Source organism: Leclercia sp. LSNIH8, from assembly GCF_002920195.1.
Classification (GTDB): Bacteria; Pseudomonadota; Gammaproteobacteria; order Enterobacterales; family Enterobacteriaceae; genus Enterobacter.
In genome coordinates this window covers 501,384-519,984 of the sequence record NZ_PQJY01000001.1, presented here as the reverse complement: position 1 = coordinate 519,984, position 18,601 = coordinate 501,384, and the positions used below count along the sequence as shown (strand labels likewise).

Sequence of the window (18,601 nt, the reverse complement as noted above, 5' to 3'; positions counted from 1 at the left end):
CCGGCTCCCGGCAAAGAAAATCGCCGCTTCGCGGTGCCCTCAGCTTATTCCTCCAGGCTTTCGGGTCGGGCACCAGCCTGCATCCATGCAGGCTATGCCCTCTCGGCGCGTCCCTGCGCCTCGCCCCGGCCTTCCGGAAACGCTTCGGCGATTTTCAGCCGGACCAGGGAGCCGCTGTAAGTTAGGTATTTTTTTAAATTTGATCATTGCTGTAGACGCGAAAATATTACCGGTGGCTCTTCAGTCGATAGGATCAGATAAAAACAAAAAAACCCGCCGAAGCGGGTTTTTATATTGGCTCACCGAAGTGATTAGAAGCGGTAACCTACGCCCGCGATCCAGGTGCCAACGTCAACGTTACGGATGCGGCTCTGCTCATAAGAGAAGTCCAGCGCAACGTTTTCAACTGGGTTGAACTGCATACCTGCGCCATAGGAGAAACCGTAGTCGCTATTGCTTGCAGTGCGGTTGAAGCCCTGGTTTTCAGTCTGCTGGAATTTACCGTAGCCAACACCCACAACACCGTAGATGCTTGCCCAGTCGTTCAGACGGTAAGCCGGGCCAGCAGTGATGCCGTAGTACTGAGCTTTGTTGTACGCGCCGTCTTCAGAACGGTCTTTCTCAGTGTAGGTGAAGGAACCGATAACACCCAGTGGGTTGTTATCCTGCTCGTAGCGATATTTCAGGTTGAAACCGTTGGTTTTGTTCATTACGCCCTGCATATCGCTCTGAGCGTAACCGCCGGTAACGGTGGACGTATCTGCCATTGCGGAACCTGCGGAAACAGCCAGAACGGCCGCCAGTGCTGAAAGACATGCAATTTTTTTCATAACCACCTCAAATGTGCTTCAAGTAAATCCGTAAGTTTTAAATATATCAAAAAAACTTGTGAACTCTTTGTGATTCGTGATGTCTAACGCGGGTTTTCATGTAACTAAACATTTCTACCAGCAGCTATCTTGTTCAAAAAACACCACATTTGTGTTTCATAACGCTAATAGTGCGCGTCAGTCACAATACATTCATCCAGATGATTCCTAATCTGTTACAGAAATCATTCTGCCGCATGAGGCCATTTTACGGATTTGTGACGACTTTTTTCAACAAAGTCTCAACCGCCCGGCGTTATTTCCTTTACACTCCTCCTCTTTACTTCCTTTGACACAAACTGACAGGAGAAAGGATGCCTGGGTTGTCTCGCAGGGCGCCGGTCTGGTTGCCCGTAATCGTCATTCTTATTGCCATGCTCTCCATACAGAGCGGCGCTTCGCTGGCAAAATCGCTCTTTCCGGTGGTGGGTGCCCCTGGCGTGACGGCGCTGCGTATTGCGCTCGGTACCCTGATCCTGGTTGTGATTTTTAAACCCTGGCGGTTGCGCTTTCAGAAGGAGCAGCGCCTGCCCCTGCTCTTTTACGGACTGTCGCTGGGGGCGATGAACTACCTCTTTTACCTGTCGATTCAGACGGTGCCGCTGGGGATCGCCGTGGCGCTGGAGTTCACCGGCCCGCTGGCGGTAGCGCTCTTCTCCTCCCGACGCCCGGTGGACTTTATCTGGGTAGTGCTGGCGGTGCTCGGGCTATGGTTTCTTCTGCCGCTGGGCCAGGACGTCTCGCACGTTGATCTCACCGGCGCAGCGCTGGCGCTGGGGGCAGGTGCCTGCTGGGCCATCTATATTCTGACCGGACAGCGCGCCGGCGAAGAGCATGGTCCGGCCACCGTGGCGCTGGGATCGCTTATCGCCGCTATCATCTTTGTGCCGCTGGGGATGGCCCAGGCCACAGAATCGATCTGGCAGTGGTCAATCCTGCCGGTGGGGTTGGCGGTGGCGGTGCTCTCCACCGCGCTCCCCTACTCGCTGGAGATGATTGCCCTCACGCGTCTGCCTACGCGAATTTTCGGTACCCTGATGAGTATGGAACCGGCGCTGGCGGCGATATCCGGAATGATATTCCTCGGCGAAACCCTGACCTTCACCCAGACCCTGGCGCTCTGCTCGATCATTGCCGCCTCGATGGGTTCGACCCTCACCCTGCGCCGGGAGAGTAAAGTCGAAGAGGTGGATATTCGCTAGCGGGCGTTATTTTGCCGGGGAGCGGTTCCCCGGCAAAATATTCCCATTCGCATTAGCGTCATTATTTTGAAATATTTTACGCCCCTCCTTCAAAGTCCTTCAAAAATAAGATTAATTTACCCACCGATATAAGTATCCATTTGTTTTCAAATAGTTATATATCACAACCAACCTTTTACTATTAAACCGATAGGCAGGACCCGGTCGCGCTATCTATAGCCGGTGCTATACTTAATTTCGAAATAACTTTGGACGCCAACATCAAGAGGAAATGAGATTATGCCTACCGCTAAACTGGTAAAAACAAAAGCACCTAATCTGCTGTATACCCGTAACGATGTGTCAGACAGCGATAAGAAAGCGACGATTGAGCTGCTGAATCGCCAGGTGATCCAGTTCATTGACCTGTCCCTGATTACTAAACAGGCTCACTGGAATATGCGCGGTGCCAACTTTGTTGCTGTGCATGAGATGCTGGATGGCTTCCGCACTGCACTGACTACTCACCTGGATACCATGGCTGAACGCGCTGTACAGCTGGGCGGCGTGGCGCTGGGTACAACCCAGGTGATCAACAGCAAAACCCCGCTGAAGAGCTACCCGCTGGATATCCACAGCGTTCAGGACCACCTGAAAGAGCTGGCGGATCGTTATGCTGTTGTCGCCAACGACGTGCGTAAAGCGATTGGCGAAGTGAAAGACGAAGACACGGCGGATATCCTGACCGCGGCTTCTCGCGACCTGGATCAGTTCCTGTGGTTCATCGAGTCTAACATCGAGTAATCCATAGCATTTTGCTATCACACCCTCGCTCCTGGCGGGGGTTTTGCACTTTTATGGTGCAGTCATTTCTCCTCTCCCCCGCCAAACGTAAAGCATTTGTAATAATCACCTCACACAATCGTTAATGAAAGATTGTTTTCTCATCAATATTTGCGCTAAATAGCATAACCGTTAGTGATGGCGTTTCACTGCACCAAAACAGTGCTTCGTTATGGTGCAATTGACCGCCATTGTGACCTTTTTTGTGCAATGAAATCCGTCCTGGCCTTGCAAAAACAACACGTTGTAAAGTTGGCACGATTTTTTCATAGAGCGTTCGTTCTCGCAGGGGATCGCCCCGTGGATATAAAAGGAAATGCTATGAAGTCTGTATTAAAAGTTTCACTGGCTGCACTTACCCTGGCTTTTGCGGTCTCTTCTCAGGCTGCTGATAAGAAACTGATTGTTGCCACCGACACCGCCTTCGTACCGTTCGAATTTAAACAGGGCGACCAGTACGTTGGTTTTGATGTGGATCTTTGGGCGGCTATCGCGAAAGAACTGAAGCTGGACTACACCCTGAAGCCTATGGACTTCAGCGGCATCGTTCCGGCACTGCAAACCAAAAACGTTGACCTGGCGCTGGCCGGTATCACCATTACTGACGCACGTAAAAAAGCGATCGACTTCTCTGACGGCTACTACAAAAGCGGCCTGCTGGTGATGGTGAAAGCGGATAACAACGACGTTAAAAGCGTGAAAGATCTCGACGGCAAAGTGATTGCGGTGAAGAGCGGGACCGGTTCTGTTGATTACGCCAAGGCCAACATCAAATCGAAAGATCTGCGCCAGTTCCCGAATATCGATAACGCCTATATGGAACTCGGCACCAACCGTGCTGACGCTGTGCTGCACGACACACCAAACATCCTTTACTTCATCAAAACCGCAGGCAATGGCAAGTTCAAAGCGGTAGGTGATTCCCTGGAAGCACAGGAATACGGTATCGCCTTCCCGAAAGGCAGCGACGAGCTGCGTACTAAAGTGAATGGCGCGCTGAAAACCCTGCGCGAGAACGGCACTTACAACGAAATCTATAAAAAATGGTTCGGTACTGAACCTAAATAATTCAGCCTGACCCAGGCTCTGTCAGGCCCGGTGGCGCGCGCTCACCGGGCCTGCAATTTTAGTCACGCACACTGTCGCTGACTGTTTGTTTTCACCACGGTATACAGGAACTCATCATGCAGTTTGACTGGAGCGCCATCTGGCCCGCCATTCCTCTTTTGCTTGAAGGCGCCAAAATGACCCTGTGGATTTCGGTCCTCGGTCTGGTTGGCGGGTTGATTATCGGCCTTGTCGCCGGTTTTGCCCGCACTTACGGCGGCTGGATAGCCAACCACGTAGCGCTGGTTTTCATCGAAGTGATCCGCGGCACGCCGATTGTGGTGCAGGTGATGTTTATCTACTTCGCCCTGCCGATGGCCTTTACCGACCTGCGCATTGACCCCTTCAGCGCGGCGGTGGTCACCATCATGATCAACTCCGGCGCCTATATCGCCGAGATCACCCGCGGTGCGGTACTGTCGATCCATAAAGGCTTCAGCGAGGCTGGTCTGGCATTGGGTCTCTCCCGTCGCGAAACCATCCGCCACGTGATCCTGCCGCTGGCGCTGCGCCGTATGCTGCCACCGCTGGGTAACCAGTGGATCATCAGCATTAAAGACACCTCGCTGTTCATTGTTATCGGCGTGGCTGAACTGACCCGTCAGGGCCAGGAGATCATTGCCGGTAACTTCCGTGCGCTGGAGATCTGGAGCGCCGTGGCCGTGGTCTATCTGATTATTACGCTGGCGCTGAGCTTCGTGCTGCGTCGTCTTGAAAAAAGGATGAAAATCCTGTGATTGAATTTAAAAACGTTTCCAAGCACTTTGGTCAGACCCAGGTGCTGCACAACATCGACCTGACTATTCAGACCGGCGAAGTGGTGGTCATTATCGGGCCGTCCGGCTCCGGTAAATCGACCCTGCTGCGCTGCATCAACAAGCTGGAGGAGATCACCAGCGGCGATCTGATTGTCGATGGCCTGAAGGTCAACGACCCGAAAGTGGACGAACGCCTGATCCGCCAGGAAGCGGGCATGGTGTTCCAGCAGTTTTATCTCTTCCCGCACCTGACGGCGCTGGAAAACGTGATGTTTGGCCCCCTGCGTGTGCGCGGTGCCGACAAAGCGGCAGCCGAGCGGCTTGCAAAAGAGCTGCTGGCGAAAGTGGGGCTGGCGGAGCGCGGGCATCACTACCCGTCCGAGCTCTCCGGCGGCCAGCAGCAGCGCGTGGCCATCGCCCGTGCGCTGGCGGTGAAACCGAAGATGATGCTCTTCGATGAGCCAACCTCGGCCCTCGACCCGGAACTGCGCCACGAAGTGCTGAAGGTTATGCAGGATCTGGCGGAAGAAGGGATGACCATGGTGATCGTGACCCACGAAATCGGCTTTGCTGAGAAAGTGGCCTCACGCCTGATCTTTATCGACAAAGGCCGTATTGCCGAAGATGGCAATCCGCAGACGTTGATTGAGAACCCACCGAGCCAGCGTTTGCAGGAGTTTTTGCAGCACGTTTCGTAAGTTTTTGCCTTTTGTAAGCCGGGTAGGCGTAGCCGCCACCCGGCTTTTTTATTGCCGGAATTCTCCCAAAAACCCCCCGCTTCCGCTCGCCTTCTATACTTATCACTTTGCACAATTTTGTCACCGGAGGACATCGTGCCGTGGATTTTGCTGCTCCTGATAAGCCTGTTTTGTCTGCCTGCCCAGGCCGTCAGCCTGCCGGGCATTCCCGCCGCCACTGCCAGCGAGCAGAGCACGCCGCCACCGGAGCCGGACGTTGAGCAGAAAAAGGCGGCCTACTCGGCGCTGGCAGATGTGCTGGAAAATGACGCCTCGCGCAAGGAGCTGATCGATCAGCTGCGCAGCGTAGCTGCCACACCGCCTGAGACACCGGTGCCTAAAATAACCCCGCCGGAGATCACCGAAGAGAAAACGGTGCTGGAGAACGTCACTGATATCAGCCGTCACTATGGCGATGCCCTCGCCTCCCGTTTCGCCCAGCTCTACCGCAACCTGATCGGCTCCCCGCATAAGGCCTTTAACCCGCAAACCTTTACCGCCGCCGCGCAGCAGTTTCTGATCCTGGCCGGACTGGTCTTTGCCTTTTACTGGATGGTGAGGCTCTGCGCCTGGCCGTTGTACCGCAAAATGGGGAGCTGGGGGCGCAAAAAGAACCGCGAAACCAGCAGCTGGGTTCATCTGCCGCTGACCATCGCCGCGGCCTTTATTATCGATCTGCTGCTGCTGGCGCTAACCCTGTTTATTGGCCAGATGCTGCGCGAGTACCTCAACACCGGCAACCCGACCATTGCCTTCCAGCAGGCGCTGTTCCTCAATGCCTTCGCGCTGATTGAATTCTTCAAAGCGATCCTGCGGTTGATATTTTGCCCGCGGGTGCCCGATCTGCGACCTTTCGCCATTAACGACAGCGCCGCGCAGTACTGGTCGCTACGCCTGAGTATTCTGAGCGGCCTTATCGGCTATGGCCTGCTGGTGGCGGTGCCAATTATCTCCAATCAGGTCAACGTGCAGATTGGCGCCCTGGCCAACGTGCTGATCATGCTCTGTATTACCGTCTGGGCGCTGTACCTGATCTTTCATAACAAGCGCGCCATTACCGAGGGGCTGCTCCACCTTGCCGACCGTTCGCTGGCCTTCTTCAGCCTGTTTATTCGCGCTTTTGCCCTCGTGTGGCACTGGCTGGCGAGCGCCTATTTTATTGTGCTCTGCTTCTTCTCCCTCTTCGATCCGGGCAACAGCCTCAAGTTTATGATGGGGGCGACCTTCCGCAGCCTGGCCATCGTCGGCATTGCCGCCTTTGTGTCGGGGCTGCTCTCCCGCTGGCTGGCTAAAACCATCACCCTCTCACCGCACGTGCAGCGCAGCTACCCGGAGCTGCAAAAACGGCTCAACGGCTGGATCTCCGTGTCGCTGAAGGTGGCGCGGTTCCTGACGGTCTGCGTGGCCATTATGCTGCTGCTCAGCGCCTGGGGGCTGTTCGATTTCTGGAACTGGCTGCACAACGGCGCAGGGGAAAAGACGGTCGATATTCTGATCCGTATCGCGCTGATCCTCTTCTTCTCCGCCATCGGCTGGACGATCCTGGCGAGCCTGATCGAAAACCGGCTGGCGTCAGATATTCATGGCCGCCCACTGCCCAGCGCCCGCGCCCGAACGCTGCTGACGCTGTTTCGTAACGCGCTGGCGGTTGTCATCAGCACCATTACCATCATGATTGTGCTCTCGGAAATTGGCGTCAACATCGCTCCGCTGCTGGCAGGGGCCGGGGCGCTGGGGCTGGCGATCTCTTTTGGTTCCCAGACGCTGGTGAAGGACATCATCACCGGGATCTTTATTCAGTTTGAAAACGGGATGAATACCGGGGATCTGGTGACCATCGGGCCGCTGACCGGCACGGTGGAGCGGATGTCGATTCGTTCGGTGGGGGTGCGGCAGGATACCGGGGCGTATCACATCATTCCGTGGTCATCGATCACTACCTTTGCCAACTTTGTCCGCGGCATCGGGTCGGTGGTGGCGAACTATGACGTGGACAGGCATGAAGATGCCGAAAAAGCGAAAGATGCGCTGAAAGCGGCGGTGGATGAGCTGCTGGAGAGAGAGGATATTCGCGGGCTGATTATCGGCGAGCCGTCGTTTGCCGGGATTGTCGGCCTGACCAGCACCGCCTTTACCCTGCGCGTGTCGTTCACCACCCAGCCGCTGAAACAGTGGACGGTGCGTTTCGCCCTCGACAGCATGGTGAAAAAGCACTTTGACCTGGCGAACGTGCGGATGCCGGTGCAGATGTATCAGCTGTTGCCGTCGCCGGGCACGACACCACCAGCACCGCAGGAGCCCACCCTGTAGCCCCGGTAAGCGCAGCGCCACCGGGGAGAAGCGGTTAACGCTGGCGGCGTTTGGCGTTGTCCATAAAGGTCCAGGCGATAAAGCGGCTCTGCTTCTGTCCCTGGGCCATCTCTTTTTTCACCACTTTCACCGCGCCGACGTCGGTCAGGGCGCGGTAGAGCGGCGGCAGGTTTTCGCTGCGGGAGACCAGGGTGGTAAACCACTTCACCTGACGGGCAAACTGGGCGCTTTCGGCAATCATCTTTGTGATAAACGCCACTTCGCCGCCTTCGCACCAAAGCTCCTGCTGCTGGCCGCCGAAGTTCAGCGCGGCATCGGCCGCCTGGCCGAGGTTGCGACGCTTACGCTCGCTGCCCGCCCGGGCGGATTCAGCAGAATCATGGAACGGCGGATTGCACAGGGTGGCGTCGTACTGTTCGTTTTTATGGATGATACCCGTGAAGATCGCCGAGGCCTCTTTCTGACGACGCAGACGGATGGCGCGGCTCATGCCGGGGTTACCGTTAATGATGGCCGTGGCGTTGGTAAACGCCTGCGGGTCCACTTCGCTGCCGGTAAAGCGCCAGCCATATTCATGTACACCAATCAGCGGATAAATGAGGTTCGAGCCGGTGCCAATATCCAGGAGGGTTGCCTCTGCGGGAACGACGCCGTTGTTACCCTCCGCCAGCAGATCGGCGAGATGGTGAATGTAGTCGGCACGCCCCGGCACCGGTGGGCAGAGATAGCCGTCCGGAATATCCCACTGCGTCACGCCGTAGAAATGCATCAGCAGCGCTTTATTAAGCGTCTTCACCGCCTGTGGATCGGCGAAGTTCACCGTTGGCTCGCCTGTAGGCGTCTGGGTGATAAATTCGCGCAGCGCCGGACAGCTCTCGCATAAGGCATTCATGTCGTAACGGCTACGGTGGCGGTTGCGAGGGTGCAACCCCGGCTTCTGGGATGTCATGGCGTTCTCCTGTAAACAGCGGCGTAAGATACCCGTTGCGGGCGCAACGGTAAATATTTCTCTGCGTCGCAGAATAAAACACCAGAAATCAGTCACCTGTATGTCGCTGATTTGTCATGAAATTGTCAAAAAGTGTCGTTCAAAAAATAAGCAGATCATCATCAATTTTTTGCCCTAAATCACACTCTGCCCCGTTCTACACTTACTGTGCATCACCCGTTGTCAATCAGAGGAAGTGATTATGAAAAAATACCTGGTAATGCTCGCTGCCGCTTCACTGGCAGGTGCGTCGTTTGCTGCATGGTCAATCGAATCACTCAGCAATGGCGATACCGGTCAACTAAGACCAGCCGGAACCGTGCAGGCTTCTGGCGCAAGAAACCTTGACGATCTGCAGGACAAACTGGCTGAGAAAGCGCGTGAACAAGGTGCTAAAGGCTATGTGGTGAATTCTGCCAGCGGCGACAACACCATGTTCGGTACCGCCACGATTTACAAGTAATTCCCCGCCCTGCACTGCAACTGCATCCCCCGGGGTGCAGTTCATTTCTTGCCCGAAATCCACTTTGTGAAGTTTTTTAGCAGGCAATGTAAATTTACGTATTTCATTTTGTTGACGAGAGTGATAAAAAGTCACGCCAAATGATAATGTTTATCACAATTATTATCATTTGTAGGCTCATTACAAATATCACGTGGCACAGGATAAGGCGCATACCTGCCTGACAACGTAATGGAAACTCAATACTAAAAATTATAAGTCGCTAAACAATATGGATAAAAATCGCAACGTTCCGAACAGCTTTAACTCGCTGACCTTTTTTGCGGGTCTGTGTATCGGTCTTTCCCCGGTGGCGACAGCTCTTGCCGCAGACAGCACGGATAACAAACCTGACGATACCCTGGTGGTAGAGGCCACCCAGCCTTCGCTCTATGCCCCACAAAAGTCTGCGGACGCCAAATTCAGCCGCCCGGTGGCAGACACGACTCGTACCATGACGGTGATCTCCGAGCAGGTGCTGAAGGATCAGGGCACCACCAATCTGACCGACGCGCTGAAAAACGTCCCGGGTGTCGGCGCCTTCTTTGCCGGTGAAAACGGCAACTCCACCACCGGCGACGCGGTCTACATGCGCGGCGTGGATACCTCGAACAGCATCTACGTTGACGGTATCCGCGACATCAGCACCACCACCCGCGACACCTTCAACACCGAACAGGTGGAAGTGATCAAAGGGCCGTCCGGCAGCGATTACGGACGCAGCGCCCCGAGCGGCTCGATCAATATGATCAGCAAACAGCCGCGTCTGGATTCCGGTATTGATGCCTCTGCCAGCATTGGCAGCGCCTATATGCGCCGTGGAACCCTCGATATTAACCAGGTGATGGGCGATACCTCGGCGTTTCGTCTGAACCTGATGGGGGAAAAAACTCACGATGAAGGGCGCGATAACGTTAAAAACGAGCGCTACGGCGTGGCCCCTTCCCTCGCCCTGGGGCTGGGAACGGAAAACCGCCTCTACCTGAACTACCTGCATGTCACCCAGCACAACACCCCGGATGGCGGCATTCCGACCATCGGGCTGCCGGGCTACTCTGCCCCATCGGCGGGCACCGCGGCGCTGAATCACTCCGGCAAGGTGAACACCAGCAACTTCTACGGCACCGATTCCGATTACGACGATTCTACGTCTGACACCGCCACGATGCGCTTTGAGCACGACTTTAACGACAACACCACCCTGCGCAACACCACGCGCTGGTCGCGGGTGAAGCAGGATTATCTGATGACCGCCGTGATGGGCGGGGCCAGCAATATCACCCAGCCGGATCGCAACAACGTGGACACCTGGACCTGGTCGCGCAACGCCAACACCAAAGATGTCAGCAACAAGATCCTCACCAACCAGACCAACCTGACCACCAAATTTTATACCGGCAGCGTCGGGCACGACATCAGCACCGGGGTGGAGTTCACCCGCGAAACCCAGACCAACTACGGCGTGGATGCCCTCACCCCGCCGCCGGTCAATATCTATCACCCGAACAGCAATATCGACATCGGCGGTCTGAACAACAGCGGCGCCAACGCCAATGGCCGGACCGATACCTTCGGTCTGTATGCCTTCGATACGTTGCAGGTCACCCGTGACTTCGAGCTGAACGGCGGGATTCGTCTGGACACGTACCATACCGAATATGACAGCGCCAGCATCTGCGGCGGCACGGGGCGTGGGGCTGTGGCCTGCCCGGCCGGCACGCCGAAAGGTTCCCCGGTCACGACGATTGATACCGCTACCTCCGGTAACCTGGTCAACTGGAAGGCTGGGGCGCTTTATCACCTGAACGAATACGGCAACGTCTATGTGAACTACGCCATCTCCCAGCAGCCGCCGGGCGGCAATAACTTCGCGTTGGCCCAGGGCGGAACCGGTAGCAGCGCCAACCGCACCGACTTTAAGCCGCAGAAGGCTAAAACCAGCGAGCTGGGCACCAAATGGCAAGTGCTCGATAAGCGTCTGCTGCTGACCGCGGCGATCTTCCGCACCGACATCGAAAACGAAGTCGAGCAGAACGACGACGGCACTTACTCCCAGTACGGTAAAAAACGCGTCGAAGGTTATGAGCTGTCGGCAGCGGGTAACATCACCCCGGCCTGGCAGGTGATCGGCGGCTATACCCAGCAGCGCGCCAGCGTGCGCACCGGCAATGACGTGGCGCAGGATGGCACATCTTCCCTGCCGTATACCCCGGAACATGCCTTCACCCTGTGGAGCCAGTACCAGGCCACGGACGATCTCTCCGTTGGCGCAGGCGCCCGCTATATTGGCAGCATGCATCGCGGCGCTGACGGCGCAGTGGGTACGCCGTCGTTTACCGAAGGGTACTGGGTGGCGGATGCCAAACTGGGCTATCGCGTCAACCGCAACCTCGACATGCAGCTCAACGTCTACAACCTGTTTGATGAAGACTATGTCGCCTCCATCAACAAGAGCGGCTACCGTTACCATCCGGGCGAGCCACGCACCTTTATGTTAACGGCGAACATGCACTTCTGATCCCGCGTGGGGCTTCGGCCCCACCTTTCGGAGAACCTTTTATGATGTATCACATTCCAGGCGTGCTGAACGCCGATGAGGTAGCGCAGTTTTGCGCCCAACTGGAGCAGGCCCCCTGGATTGACGGGCGCGCTACGGTAGGCAACCAGGGCGCGCAGGTTAAAAACAACCAGCAGGTCGACACCCAAAGCCCGCTCTACGCCACGCTACAGGCCGCGGTATTGCAGGCGGTGAATCAGCACCCGCTCTTTTTTGCCGCCGCTCTGCCGCGCCAGATCTCAAGCCCGCTGTTTAACCGCTACCAGCAGCAGGAGACCTACGGTTTTCACGTTGACGGCGCCGTGCGCAGCCATCTACAAAGCGGCTGGATGCGGACCGATCTCTCTGCCACCCTCTTTTTAAGCGACCCCGACAGCTACGAGGGCGGCGAGCTGGTGGTGAACGACACCTACGGTCAGCACAGCGTCAAGCTCCCGGCGGGGGATCTGGTGCTCTATCCCTCCAGCAGCCTGCACTGCGTCACGCCGGTCACCCGCGGCGTGCGGGTAGCTTCCTTTATGTGGATCCAGTCGATGATCCGCGACGATAAAAAGCGCGGCATGCTGTTCGAGCTGGATCGCAACATCCAGACCCTTCGCGCCCGCCACGGCGAAAGCGACGAAGTGCTCTCCCTGCTGAATCTCTATCACAACCTGCTGCGTGAATGGTCTGAAATCTAGCCGTTCGCCTTGATTGTACGTTTTTTGGCCCCATAGTTACTGAACAGCGCAATAACCTGTCAGGAGGGGTCTATGGCTTCCGGTTGGGCAAATGATGACGCCGTTAACGAACAGATCAACAGTACCATTGAAGATGCGGTGGCGCGGGCGCGGGGCGAAATTCCGCGAGGCGAAAGCCTGAAATTCTGCGAAGAGTGTGAAGAGCCGATCCCCGAAGCGCGGCGTAAAGCGGTGCCTGGCGTGCGGCTGTGCATCGCCTGTCAGCAGGAGAAAGATTCACATAACGCATCACATGCAGGATATAATCGCAGAGGATCGAAAGACAGCCAGTTGCGATGACTGGCCGGGCGGCGACATCGCCACGCAAGCGATTACCTTTTAGCGCACGCTTTTTCACCGCAGGTTTGGCAAAATGTGCCCTCACCGCCGCGTCTGTAAAGCGCAACGGCAAGAAACGTAAATCCATTCACTGAATTTATTAATATTCAATAACTTATTTGTCATTCAAATTTTTCGAATGATGACGTCAATTCTCTTCGATTTTATCGCTCGCAAAAAAGCGTGATACTTATCACATCGACGGAACAACGTCCCCTTAACAGAATAACCTGCGAGATACTGACCATGAAAACCATCAAATATGCTGTTGCTGCTGTTGCCCTGACCACCCTCTCTTTCGGTGCTTTCGCTGCGGAATCTGTAACCGCTGCCCAGGCAAACAGCATGAATAAAATCGGTGTGGTCAGTGCAGAAGGCGCGACCACTCTGGATGGTCTGGAAGCACGCCTGGCGGCGAAAGCTGAAGCGGCTGGCGCGACCGGTTACACCATTACCTCCGCTAACACCAACAACAAACTGAGCGGCACTGCGGTTATCTACAAATAACCTGACCCTTATCTCTGCTCTGCTCGCCGGTTCGCTGGCGAGATGTTCCAACCCTCATTGACCCTGTTGTTATTTTTTGGCCCGTCCATCGCTGGACGGGCCTTTTTTTAGTTAAAAACTCTGGTTAACCCGCTCAAGCCCGGCCTCGACCGTTTCAACCTGACCCGTCGCCAGCAGGCAACAGGCCATCTGCAGCTTGAGGGAGTGCGGCACCGCTTCGCGCCCGGCGAGGCAGCCCTCAATCCAGCGCGCCGTGGTTTCGGCATCTTTTGCCTGCGGCAGCACAACGTCGCTGTTCTCTTCGCCGCGCTCCAGCACCACCCGGGTGCCCGCTGCATCAATCAGCGTTAGCTGCGGACAGCGCTGCGGGTTGGCATAGACTTCGCCTTCCGTCCCGTGCATCAGGAGCCCTCTGCCGCCGATATCGGCAAAAAATGTCGCCACGCGGGTGACATATTCCGGGTGAGACACGCTGGAAAGGCGTAGCGCGGCATCTTCTGCAAAGGGCGTCGCCAGCTTGGCAAGGGTGTGGGCGCTGTTACGTACCCCCATGCGCCAGCGCATCGCCAGCTGTTTTTCCAGCGGCGGACAGAGAGTGCTCACCGGGATATAGACCGGGTGATGGCCGTCGAGCTTCGCCTGCGCCTGGCCGCCGTGACGGGTCGGCTCAATGCCCAGCAGGGTGAAAATGGTTTCCGTCAGCACACGGGTTGGATCTTCACTCACACCGTGCACCACCACCGGGAAACCCAGCTTATGCAGCAGGATCGCCAGCAGCGGAGTCAGGTTGGCCTGCTTGCGTGCGCCGTTGTAGCTCGGGATCACAATCGGCATCGGCTTCGCAACCGGCGGCGTCAGGCGCAGAGTTTGTGCCTGCATCGCCTCATAGAAGCCACGCATTTCGCCTTCGCCTTCACCCTTAATGCGCAGGGCAATCAAAATGCCGCCCATCTCCAGGTCCGGCACCTCGCCGTTCAGCATCGCGGTATAGAGCGCCCGGGCGGTCTCCTGATCCAGGTCGCGGGCGTGGTTTTTCCCCCGCCCGACCTCTTTGATAATTTTGCGATAATCCACGTTGTTTCCCCTTGTGACATCTTGTTAACACTATAGCGTTGATAAGGGGCCATCGGACAGACATTTCTCTTATTGCTGCCGGGCGGCAATAACACCATCCCACTGTAATTACAGTAAAAATAAAAAATCAAGCATTAATGAAATCACTATTGACCGGGTCAATAGTTATCTGCCAACGATTAATTTCGTAAATTACCCCCGGTAAAAAGTCGCCCCGCTTTTTTCCAAAAATTAATCACAACGGATGTTATAAACACCGGAATTCACTCAGGAATTATTATGCGTAAAATTGTCTCCGGCACCTTTATTGCCACTGCATTATGTTGTTCTGTCTCTGCCTGGGCTGCAACCAGCGGCGAGGGGCAAATTAATTTTACGGGTGAGATCATCGACTCCGCCTGCCAGGTGGTCAATGGTGTCAGCAGCCCGCTGGATGTTTCCCTCGGCAAAGTGTCGCAAACGGCCTTTACCGGTTCCGGCTCCACCACTGCGACAACCCGTTTTGATATTCAGCTGAAAGACTGCCCGGAAACCATCACCAGCGCGGCCATCACCTTTGGTGGCTCCGCTGACGGCACCAACGCCAACGTGCTGGCCGTCACCCCAGGTACTGGTGCGGCAACCGGCGTGGGTATTCAGCTGCTGGATAAAACCGAAAATCCGCTGAGCCTCTATACCGCCTCGACCAGCTATGCGCTGCAGTCTGGCACCACCACCAACGATCTGGTATTCGGCGCACGCTATATCCAGACCGGCAGCACCATCACCGCCGGTTCGGCTAATGCGGTCTCCACCTTTACCGTCATGTACAACTAATCCTGCGGCGCCTGGCCTCTGCGGCCAGGCGTTGTCAGCTTTATTCAGAGTCCCACCATGCGTAAATCTATTTTCATCGCCTCCCTGTTAGTTATGACCACTGCCGCTCACGCCGGCGTGATTATCGAAGGGACCCGTTTAATTTATCAGGGAGATAAAAAAGAAGCGTCGTTAGGGATTTCGAACCCGGATAACCTCGACTACCTGGTGCAGTCCTGGGTAGAGAACGCCGATGCCGGGCAGGATAAAGCGCCGTTCCTCATCACCCCGCCACTGTTTCGCCTTGATGGCAAACAGGACAACGTCCTGCGCGTGGTGCGCACCGGGGGCAATCTGCCAGACGACCGCGAATCGCTCTACTGGCTGAATATCAAATCCATTCCCTCCACCTCCCGCAACGAGAGCAGCAACACGCTGCAAATCGCCATTAAAACGCGGATTAAACTGATCTACCGTCCGAGCGGAGTGAGCGGCAAGCCGGATGAGGTGGCGGATAAATTACGCTGGCACAAACAGGGTAATAACCTGGTGGTGAGCAACCCAACACCGTTTTACATGAACTTCCAGGCCATCACCGTAGGCGGCAAAAAAGTCAGCAACGTCACCTGGGTAGCCCCGGCCAGCGACGCGCACTTTGCCGTGCCGGGCGGCATCACCGGAAACACCGTTTCCTGGAAAATCATCAACGACTATGGCGCGGTGAGCCACGCCTTGTCTGCGCCTCTGCAATAAGCCCGACGCTGCCATGGCCTGGGACTACTCCACCAAAGCCCCCCGTAATCCCCTGCGCGCTCTGCTGGTTGCCCTGGGCTGCGCGGTGCTGAGCGTGGGGGTGCAGCAGGTGCTGGCGGAGGATTACTTCAACCCGGCGCTGCTGGATATCGACACCCCCGGCCAGGGCAAAACCGACCTCTCGCTGTATGAGAAGGGCCCGGGCATCGCGCCGGGGAACTATCAGGTGGATGTCTATGTGAATAATAATAAAGTCGCCAACAGAAAAATTGCCTTTGGCCTGCAACAGCCGGCCAATGGCCCGGCCACCCTGCAACCCTGCCTCTCGCAAGACACCCTCAAGAGCCTGGGTATCCAGAGCGATAAATTCAGCGTCACAACGGATGACGGCTGTGTCGATCTCTCTGGGTTACCTGCCGCCAGCGCCACTTTCCGCCCCGGCCAGCAGCAGCTGCTACTGAGTATCCCCCAGGCGGCCATCACACCGGTGCCCCACGGTTACGTGGCGCCGGAAGAGATGGACAACGGGATCAACGCTTTTCTGCTGAACTACAGCTACTCCGCCGGGGATAGCCACGGCCGGGGTGAAGAGAGCAGCCACGAGCGCAATGAATACCTGAACCTGCGGCCGGGACTGAACCTCGGCGCCTGGCGTCTGCGCAACTACTCCACCTGGAGCCGGACCCGGGACGATCGCACCACGCAGCACGACTTCTCCCCGGTCTACAGCTATGCCCAGCGCAATATCCTGTCGCTGGGCAGCATCGTCACCCTTGGGGAAAGCTCCACCCCTTCCGACGTGTTTGACAGCCTGTCGTTCACCGGGGCGCAGATCGCCTCCGACGATGACATGCTGCCGGACAGCCTGAAGGGCTTTGCCCCGCGCATTCGCGGCGTGGCGCACAGCAACGCCCAGGTGGTGGTGCGCCAGAACGGCTACGTGATCTATCAGAACTACGTCGCGCCTGGCGCGTTCGAAATTAACGATCTCTACCCTACCGGCGGCAGCGGCGATCTGAACGTCACCGTCAAAGAGACCGACGGCAGCGAGCAGCACTTCGTGGTGCCTTACGCCTCGGTGCCGGTTTTGCAGCGTGAGGGCCGGTTCAAGTACAGCCTGACAGGCGGGCGCTACCGCAGCTATGACCACAGCGTGGAGAAGACGCCGTTTCTGCAGGGCACCGGGATTTACGGCCTGCCGTACGATATCACTGCCTACGGCGGCATCCAGACCAGTGAATATTACGATGCCCTGGCGCTTGGCACCGGGAAGAACATCGGTAACTGGGGAGCGTTTTCCGTGGATATGACCGCGGCAAAATCGCAGATGGCGGGACAGAAAACCTCCCGTGGCCGCGCCTGGCGGGTGCGCTACAGCAAAGACTTCGCTAACACCGGCACCCACTTTACGGTGGCCGGGTATCGCTACAACAGCGCCGGGTTTGAGACCATGGCGGATGTGTTTGACTCCCATACCCACAACGATGACTGGAGCCCGGCGGATCGCCGCCGCAACCGCCAGGAGGCCACCGTCGATCAATCCCTGGGCGGGTCCCTGGGATCGATGACGTTAAGCCTGGTGAAAGAGAATTACTGGCACAGCGACCAGAGCATGACCTCGCTGAGCATCGGCTATAACGGCAGCTGGCACGGCATCAGCTACGGTATCAACTACGGCCTGAGCAAAAACGTGCAGGATGAGGATGACAATGACGATGACCAGCGGGAGAACGAGCAGACCTTCGGCTTTAACGTCTCCGTGCCGCTGGATCGCTGGCTGAGCAATACCTGGGTCAATTACACCTTTAACAACAGCAAGCATGACACCAGCCAGAGCATCGGTCTGAACGGTACCGCGCTGGCGGGCAACAACCTCAGCTGGGGCATACAGCAGGGCCACAGCCACGCGTCCGGCTACAGCACCAACCTGAACAGCGATTACAAAGCCACCTACGGCGAGATGACGGCGGGCTATTCCCAGGATAACCAGCAGCGCCAGCTCAACGTCGGCGTGCAGGGGAGCATGATTGTTCACGCCCACGGCGTTACCCTCGGCCAGCCGATGGGCGATACCGTGGCGCTGGTGGAGGCGCCGGGGGCCAGCGGCACCGGGATCCAAAACCAGACCGGGGTCAAAACCGACTACCGCGGCTATGCCATCGTGCCTTACGTCACGCCATACCATCACAACACCGTGGCGCTGGATACCGAGAGCCTGCCTGCGGGGGCCGACGTCGGCCAGGCGGCCAAAGTGATCACCCCGACCCGGGGAGCGGTTGTGCGTACCCACTTTGATACCCGCGTCGGCAGCCGCGTGCTGCTGACCCTCACCCGCGCCGACGGCCGTCCGGTGCCCTTTGGCGCCACGGCGGCACCGGCCCATGAGAGCGGGGAGTTTATCGTTGGCGACGGCGGCCAGGTCTACCTGACCGGGATGCACGCCCGGGGCAGCGTCAACGTCAGCTGGGGCAAAGGGGCTGCCGCCCACTGCTCCGCCCACTATCAACTGCCGTCCCGCTCCGCTGACCCGGTGATTCGCGTCACTGCGCAGTGCTCATGACG

17 protein-coding genes are annotated in these 18,601 nt (G+C 56.9%); 14 read left to right on the top strand and 3 right to left on the bottom strand.

The window, feature by feature from the left end; all coding sequences use genetic code 11:
• Nucleotides 1-311: 311 nt before the first annotated feature.
• Entirely contained in the window at nucleotides 312-830 is a 519-nt protein-coding gene (gene ompX, locus C3406_RS02585; protein ID WP_103823497.1) for an outer membrane protein OmpX, read from the bottom strand.
• A 353-nt stretch (nucleotides 831-1,183) separates the two neighbouring features.
• Between ompX and rhtA the strand changes: the two genes are divergently transcribed.
• The 6 genes from rhtA (at nucleotide 1,184) to ybiO (ending at nucleotide 7,805) form a co-directional block, all read left to right on the top strand.
• A complete protein-coding gene (gene rhtA, locus C3406_RS02580; RefSeq protein ID WP_103823498.1) occupies nucleotides 1,184-2,071 on the top strand; it encodes a threonine/homoserine exporter RhtA in 888 nt (295 codons plus the stop codon).
• A 279-nt stretch (nucleotides 2,072-2,350) separates the two neighbouring features.
• A complete protein-coding gene (dps, locus tag C3406_RS02575; protein ID WP_103823499.1) occupies nucleotides 2,351-2,854 on the top strand; it encodes a DNA starvation/stationary phase protection protein Dps in 504 nt (167 codons plus the stop codon).
• Between the two features lie 360 nt (nucleotides 2,855-3,214).
• Nucleotides 3,215-3,961 (top strand): glutamine ABC transporter substrate-binding protein GlnH, encoded by a 747-nt coding sequence (gene glnH / locus C3406_RS02570; protein WP_103823500.1) that lies wholly within the window; start codon nucleotides 3,215-3,217, stop codon nucleotides 3,959-3,961.
• Nucleotides 3,962-4,077: 116 nt separating this feature from the next.
• The gene (gene glnP / locus C3406_RS02565; RefSeq protein WP_103823501.1) at nucleotides 4,078-4,737 is read left to right on the top strand and encodes a glutamine ABC transporter permease GlnP; all 660 of its coding nucleotides are present in this window, start codon (nucleotides 4,078-4,080) and stop codon (nucleotides 4,735-4,737) included.
• Nucleotides 4,734-5,456, top strand: a complete 723-nt coding sequence (gene glnQ, locus C3406_RS02560; RefSeq protein ID WP_039029407.1) for a glutamine ABC transporter ATP-binding protein GlnQ — start codon at nucleotides 4,734-4,736, stop codon at nucleotides 5,454-5,456. The genes glnP and glnQ overlap by 4 nt, the downstream gene beginning before the upstream one ends.
• Nucleotides 5,457-5,591: 135 nt before the next feature.
• Nucleotides 5,592-7,805: a mechanosensitive channel protein gene (ybiO, locus tag C3406_RS02555; protein ID WP_103823502.1), complete on the top strand. Its 2,214-nt coding sequence runs from the start codon at nucleotides 5,592-5,594 to the stop codon at nucleotides 7,803-7,805.
• A 34-nt stretch (nucleotides 7,806-7,839) separates the two neighbouring features.
• Here the strand turns inward: ybiO and rlmF are convergent, their stop codons facing one another.
• Complete coding sequence (gene rlmF / locus C3406_RS02550) at nucleotides 7,840-8,754, bottom strand: 23S rRNA (adenine(1618)-N(6))-methyltransferase RlmF (protein ID WP_158250559.1); 915 nt, start codon at nucleotides 8,752-8,754, stop codon at nucleotides 7,840-7,842.
• A gap of 241 nt (nucleotides 8,755-8,995) precedes the next feature.
• Between rlmF and mcbA the strand changes: the two genes are divergently transcribed.
• The 5 genes from mcbA to ybiJ all read left to right on the top strand — a co-directional run bounded on the left by mcbA (nucleotide 8,996) and on the right by ybiJ (nucleotide 13,417).
• Nucleotides 8,996-9,256 (top strand): DUF1471 family periplasmic protein McbA, encoded by a 261-nt coding sequence (mcbA, locus tag C3406_RS02540; RefSeq protein ID WP_103823503.1) that lies wholly within the window; start codon nucleotides 8,996-8,998, stop codon nucleotides 9,254-9,256.
• Nucleotides 9,257-9,527: 271 nt separating this feature from the next.
• A complete protein-coding gene (locus C3406_RS02535) occupies nucleotides 9,528-11,813 on the top strand; it encodes a catecholate siderophore receptor Fiu (protein ID WP_103823504.1) in 2,286 nt (761 codons plus the stop codon).
• A gap of 41 nt (nucleotides 11,814-11,854) precedes the next feature.
• Nucleotides 11,855-12,532: a PKHD-type hydroxylase YbiX gene (gene ybiX / locus C3406_RS02530; protein WP_103823505.1), complete on the top strand. Its 678-nt coding sequence runs from the start codon at nucleotides 11,855-11,857 to the stop codon at nucleotides 12,530-12,532.
• Nucleotides 12,533-12,604: 72 nt separating this feature from the next.
• Complete coding sequence (locus C3406_RS02525) at nucleotides 12,605-12,871, top strand: DksA/TraR family C4-type zinc finger protein (RefSeq protein WP_039029401.1); 267 nt, start codon at nucleotides 12,605-12,607, stop codon at nucleotides 12,869-12,871.
• Nucleotides 12,872-13,156: 285 nt separating this feature from the next.
• Nucleotides 13,157-13,417: a DUF1471 family protein YbiJ gene (gene ybiJ / locus C3406_RS02520; protein ID WP_103178785.1), complete on the top strand. Its 261-nt coding sequence runs from the start codon at nucleotides 13,157-13,159 to the stop codon at nucleotides 13,415-13,417.
• Nucleotides 13,418-13,528: 111 nt separating this feature from the next.
• Here ybiJ and ybiB read toward each other — a convergent pair whose 3' ends face one another.
• Entirely contained in the window at nucleotides 13,529-14,491 is a 963-nt protein-coding gene (gene ybiB / locus C3406_RS02515; RefSeq protein WP_103823506.1) for a DNA-binding protein YbiB, read from the bottom strand.
• A gap of 279 nt (nucleotides 14,492-14,770) precedes the next feature.
• On the opposite strand from ybiB, the gene C3406_RS02510 reads away from it, so the two are divergent.
• From C3406_RS02510 to C3406_RS02500, 3 genes are read left to right on the top strand one after another with little or no spacing between them, the layout of a single operon-like run.
• On the top strand, nucleotides 14,771-15,307 hold the full coding sequence (locus C3406_RS02510) for a fimbrial protein (protein WP_103823507.1): 537 nt from the start codon (nucleotides 14,771-14,773) through the stop codon (nucleotides 15,305-15,307).
• A gap of 57 nt (nucleotides 15,308-15,364) precedes the next feature.
• A complete protein-coding gene (locus C3406_RS02505; RefSeq protein WP_103823508.1) occupies nucleotides 15,365-16,039 on the top strand; it encodes a fimbrial biogenesis chaperone in 675 nt (224 codons plus the stop codon).
• 13 nt (nucleotides 16,040-16,052) lie between these two features.
• A complete protein-coding gene (locus C3406_RS02500) occupies nucleotides 16,053-18,599 on the top strand; it encodes a fimbria/pilus outer membrane usher protein (RefSeq protein WP_103823509.1) in 2,547 nt (848 codons plus the stop codon).
• Nucleotides 18,600-18,601 lie beyond the last annotated feature (2 nt).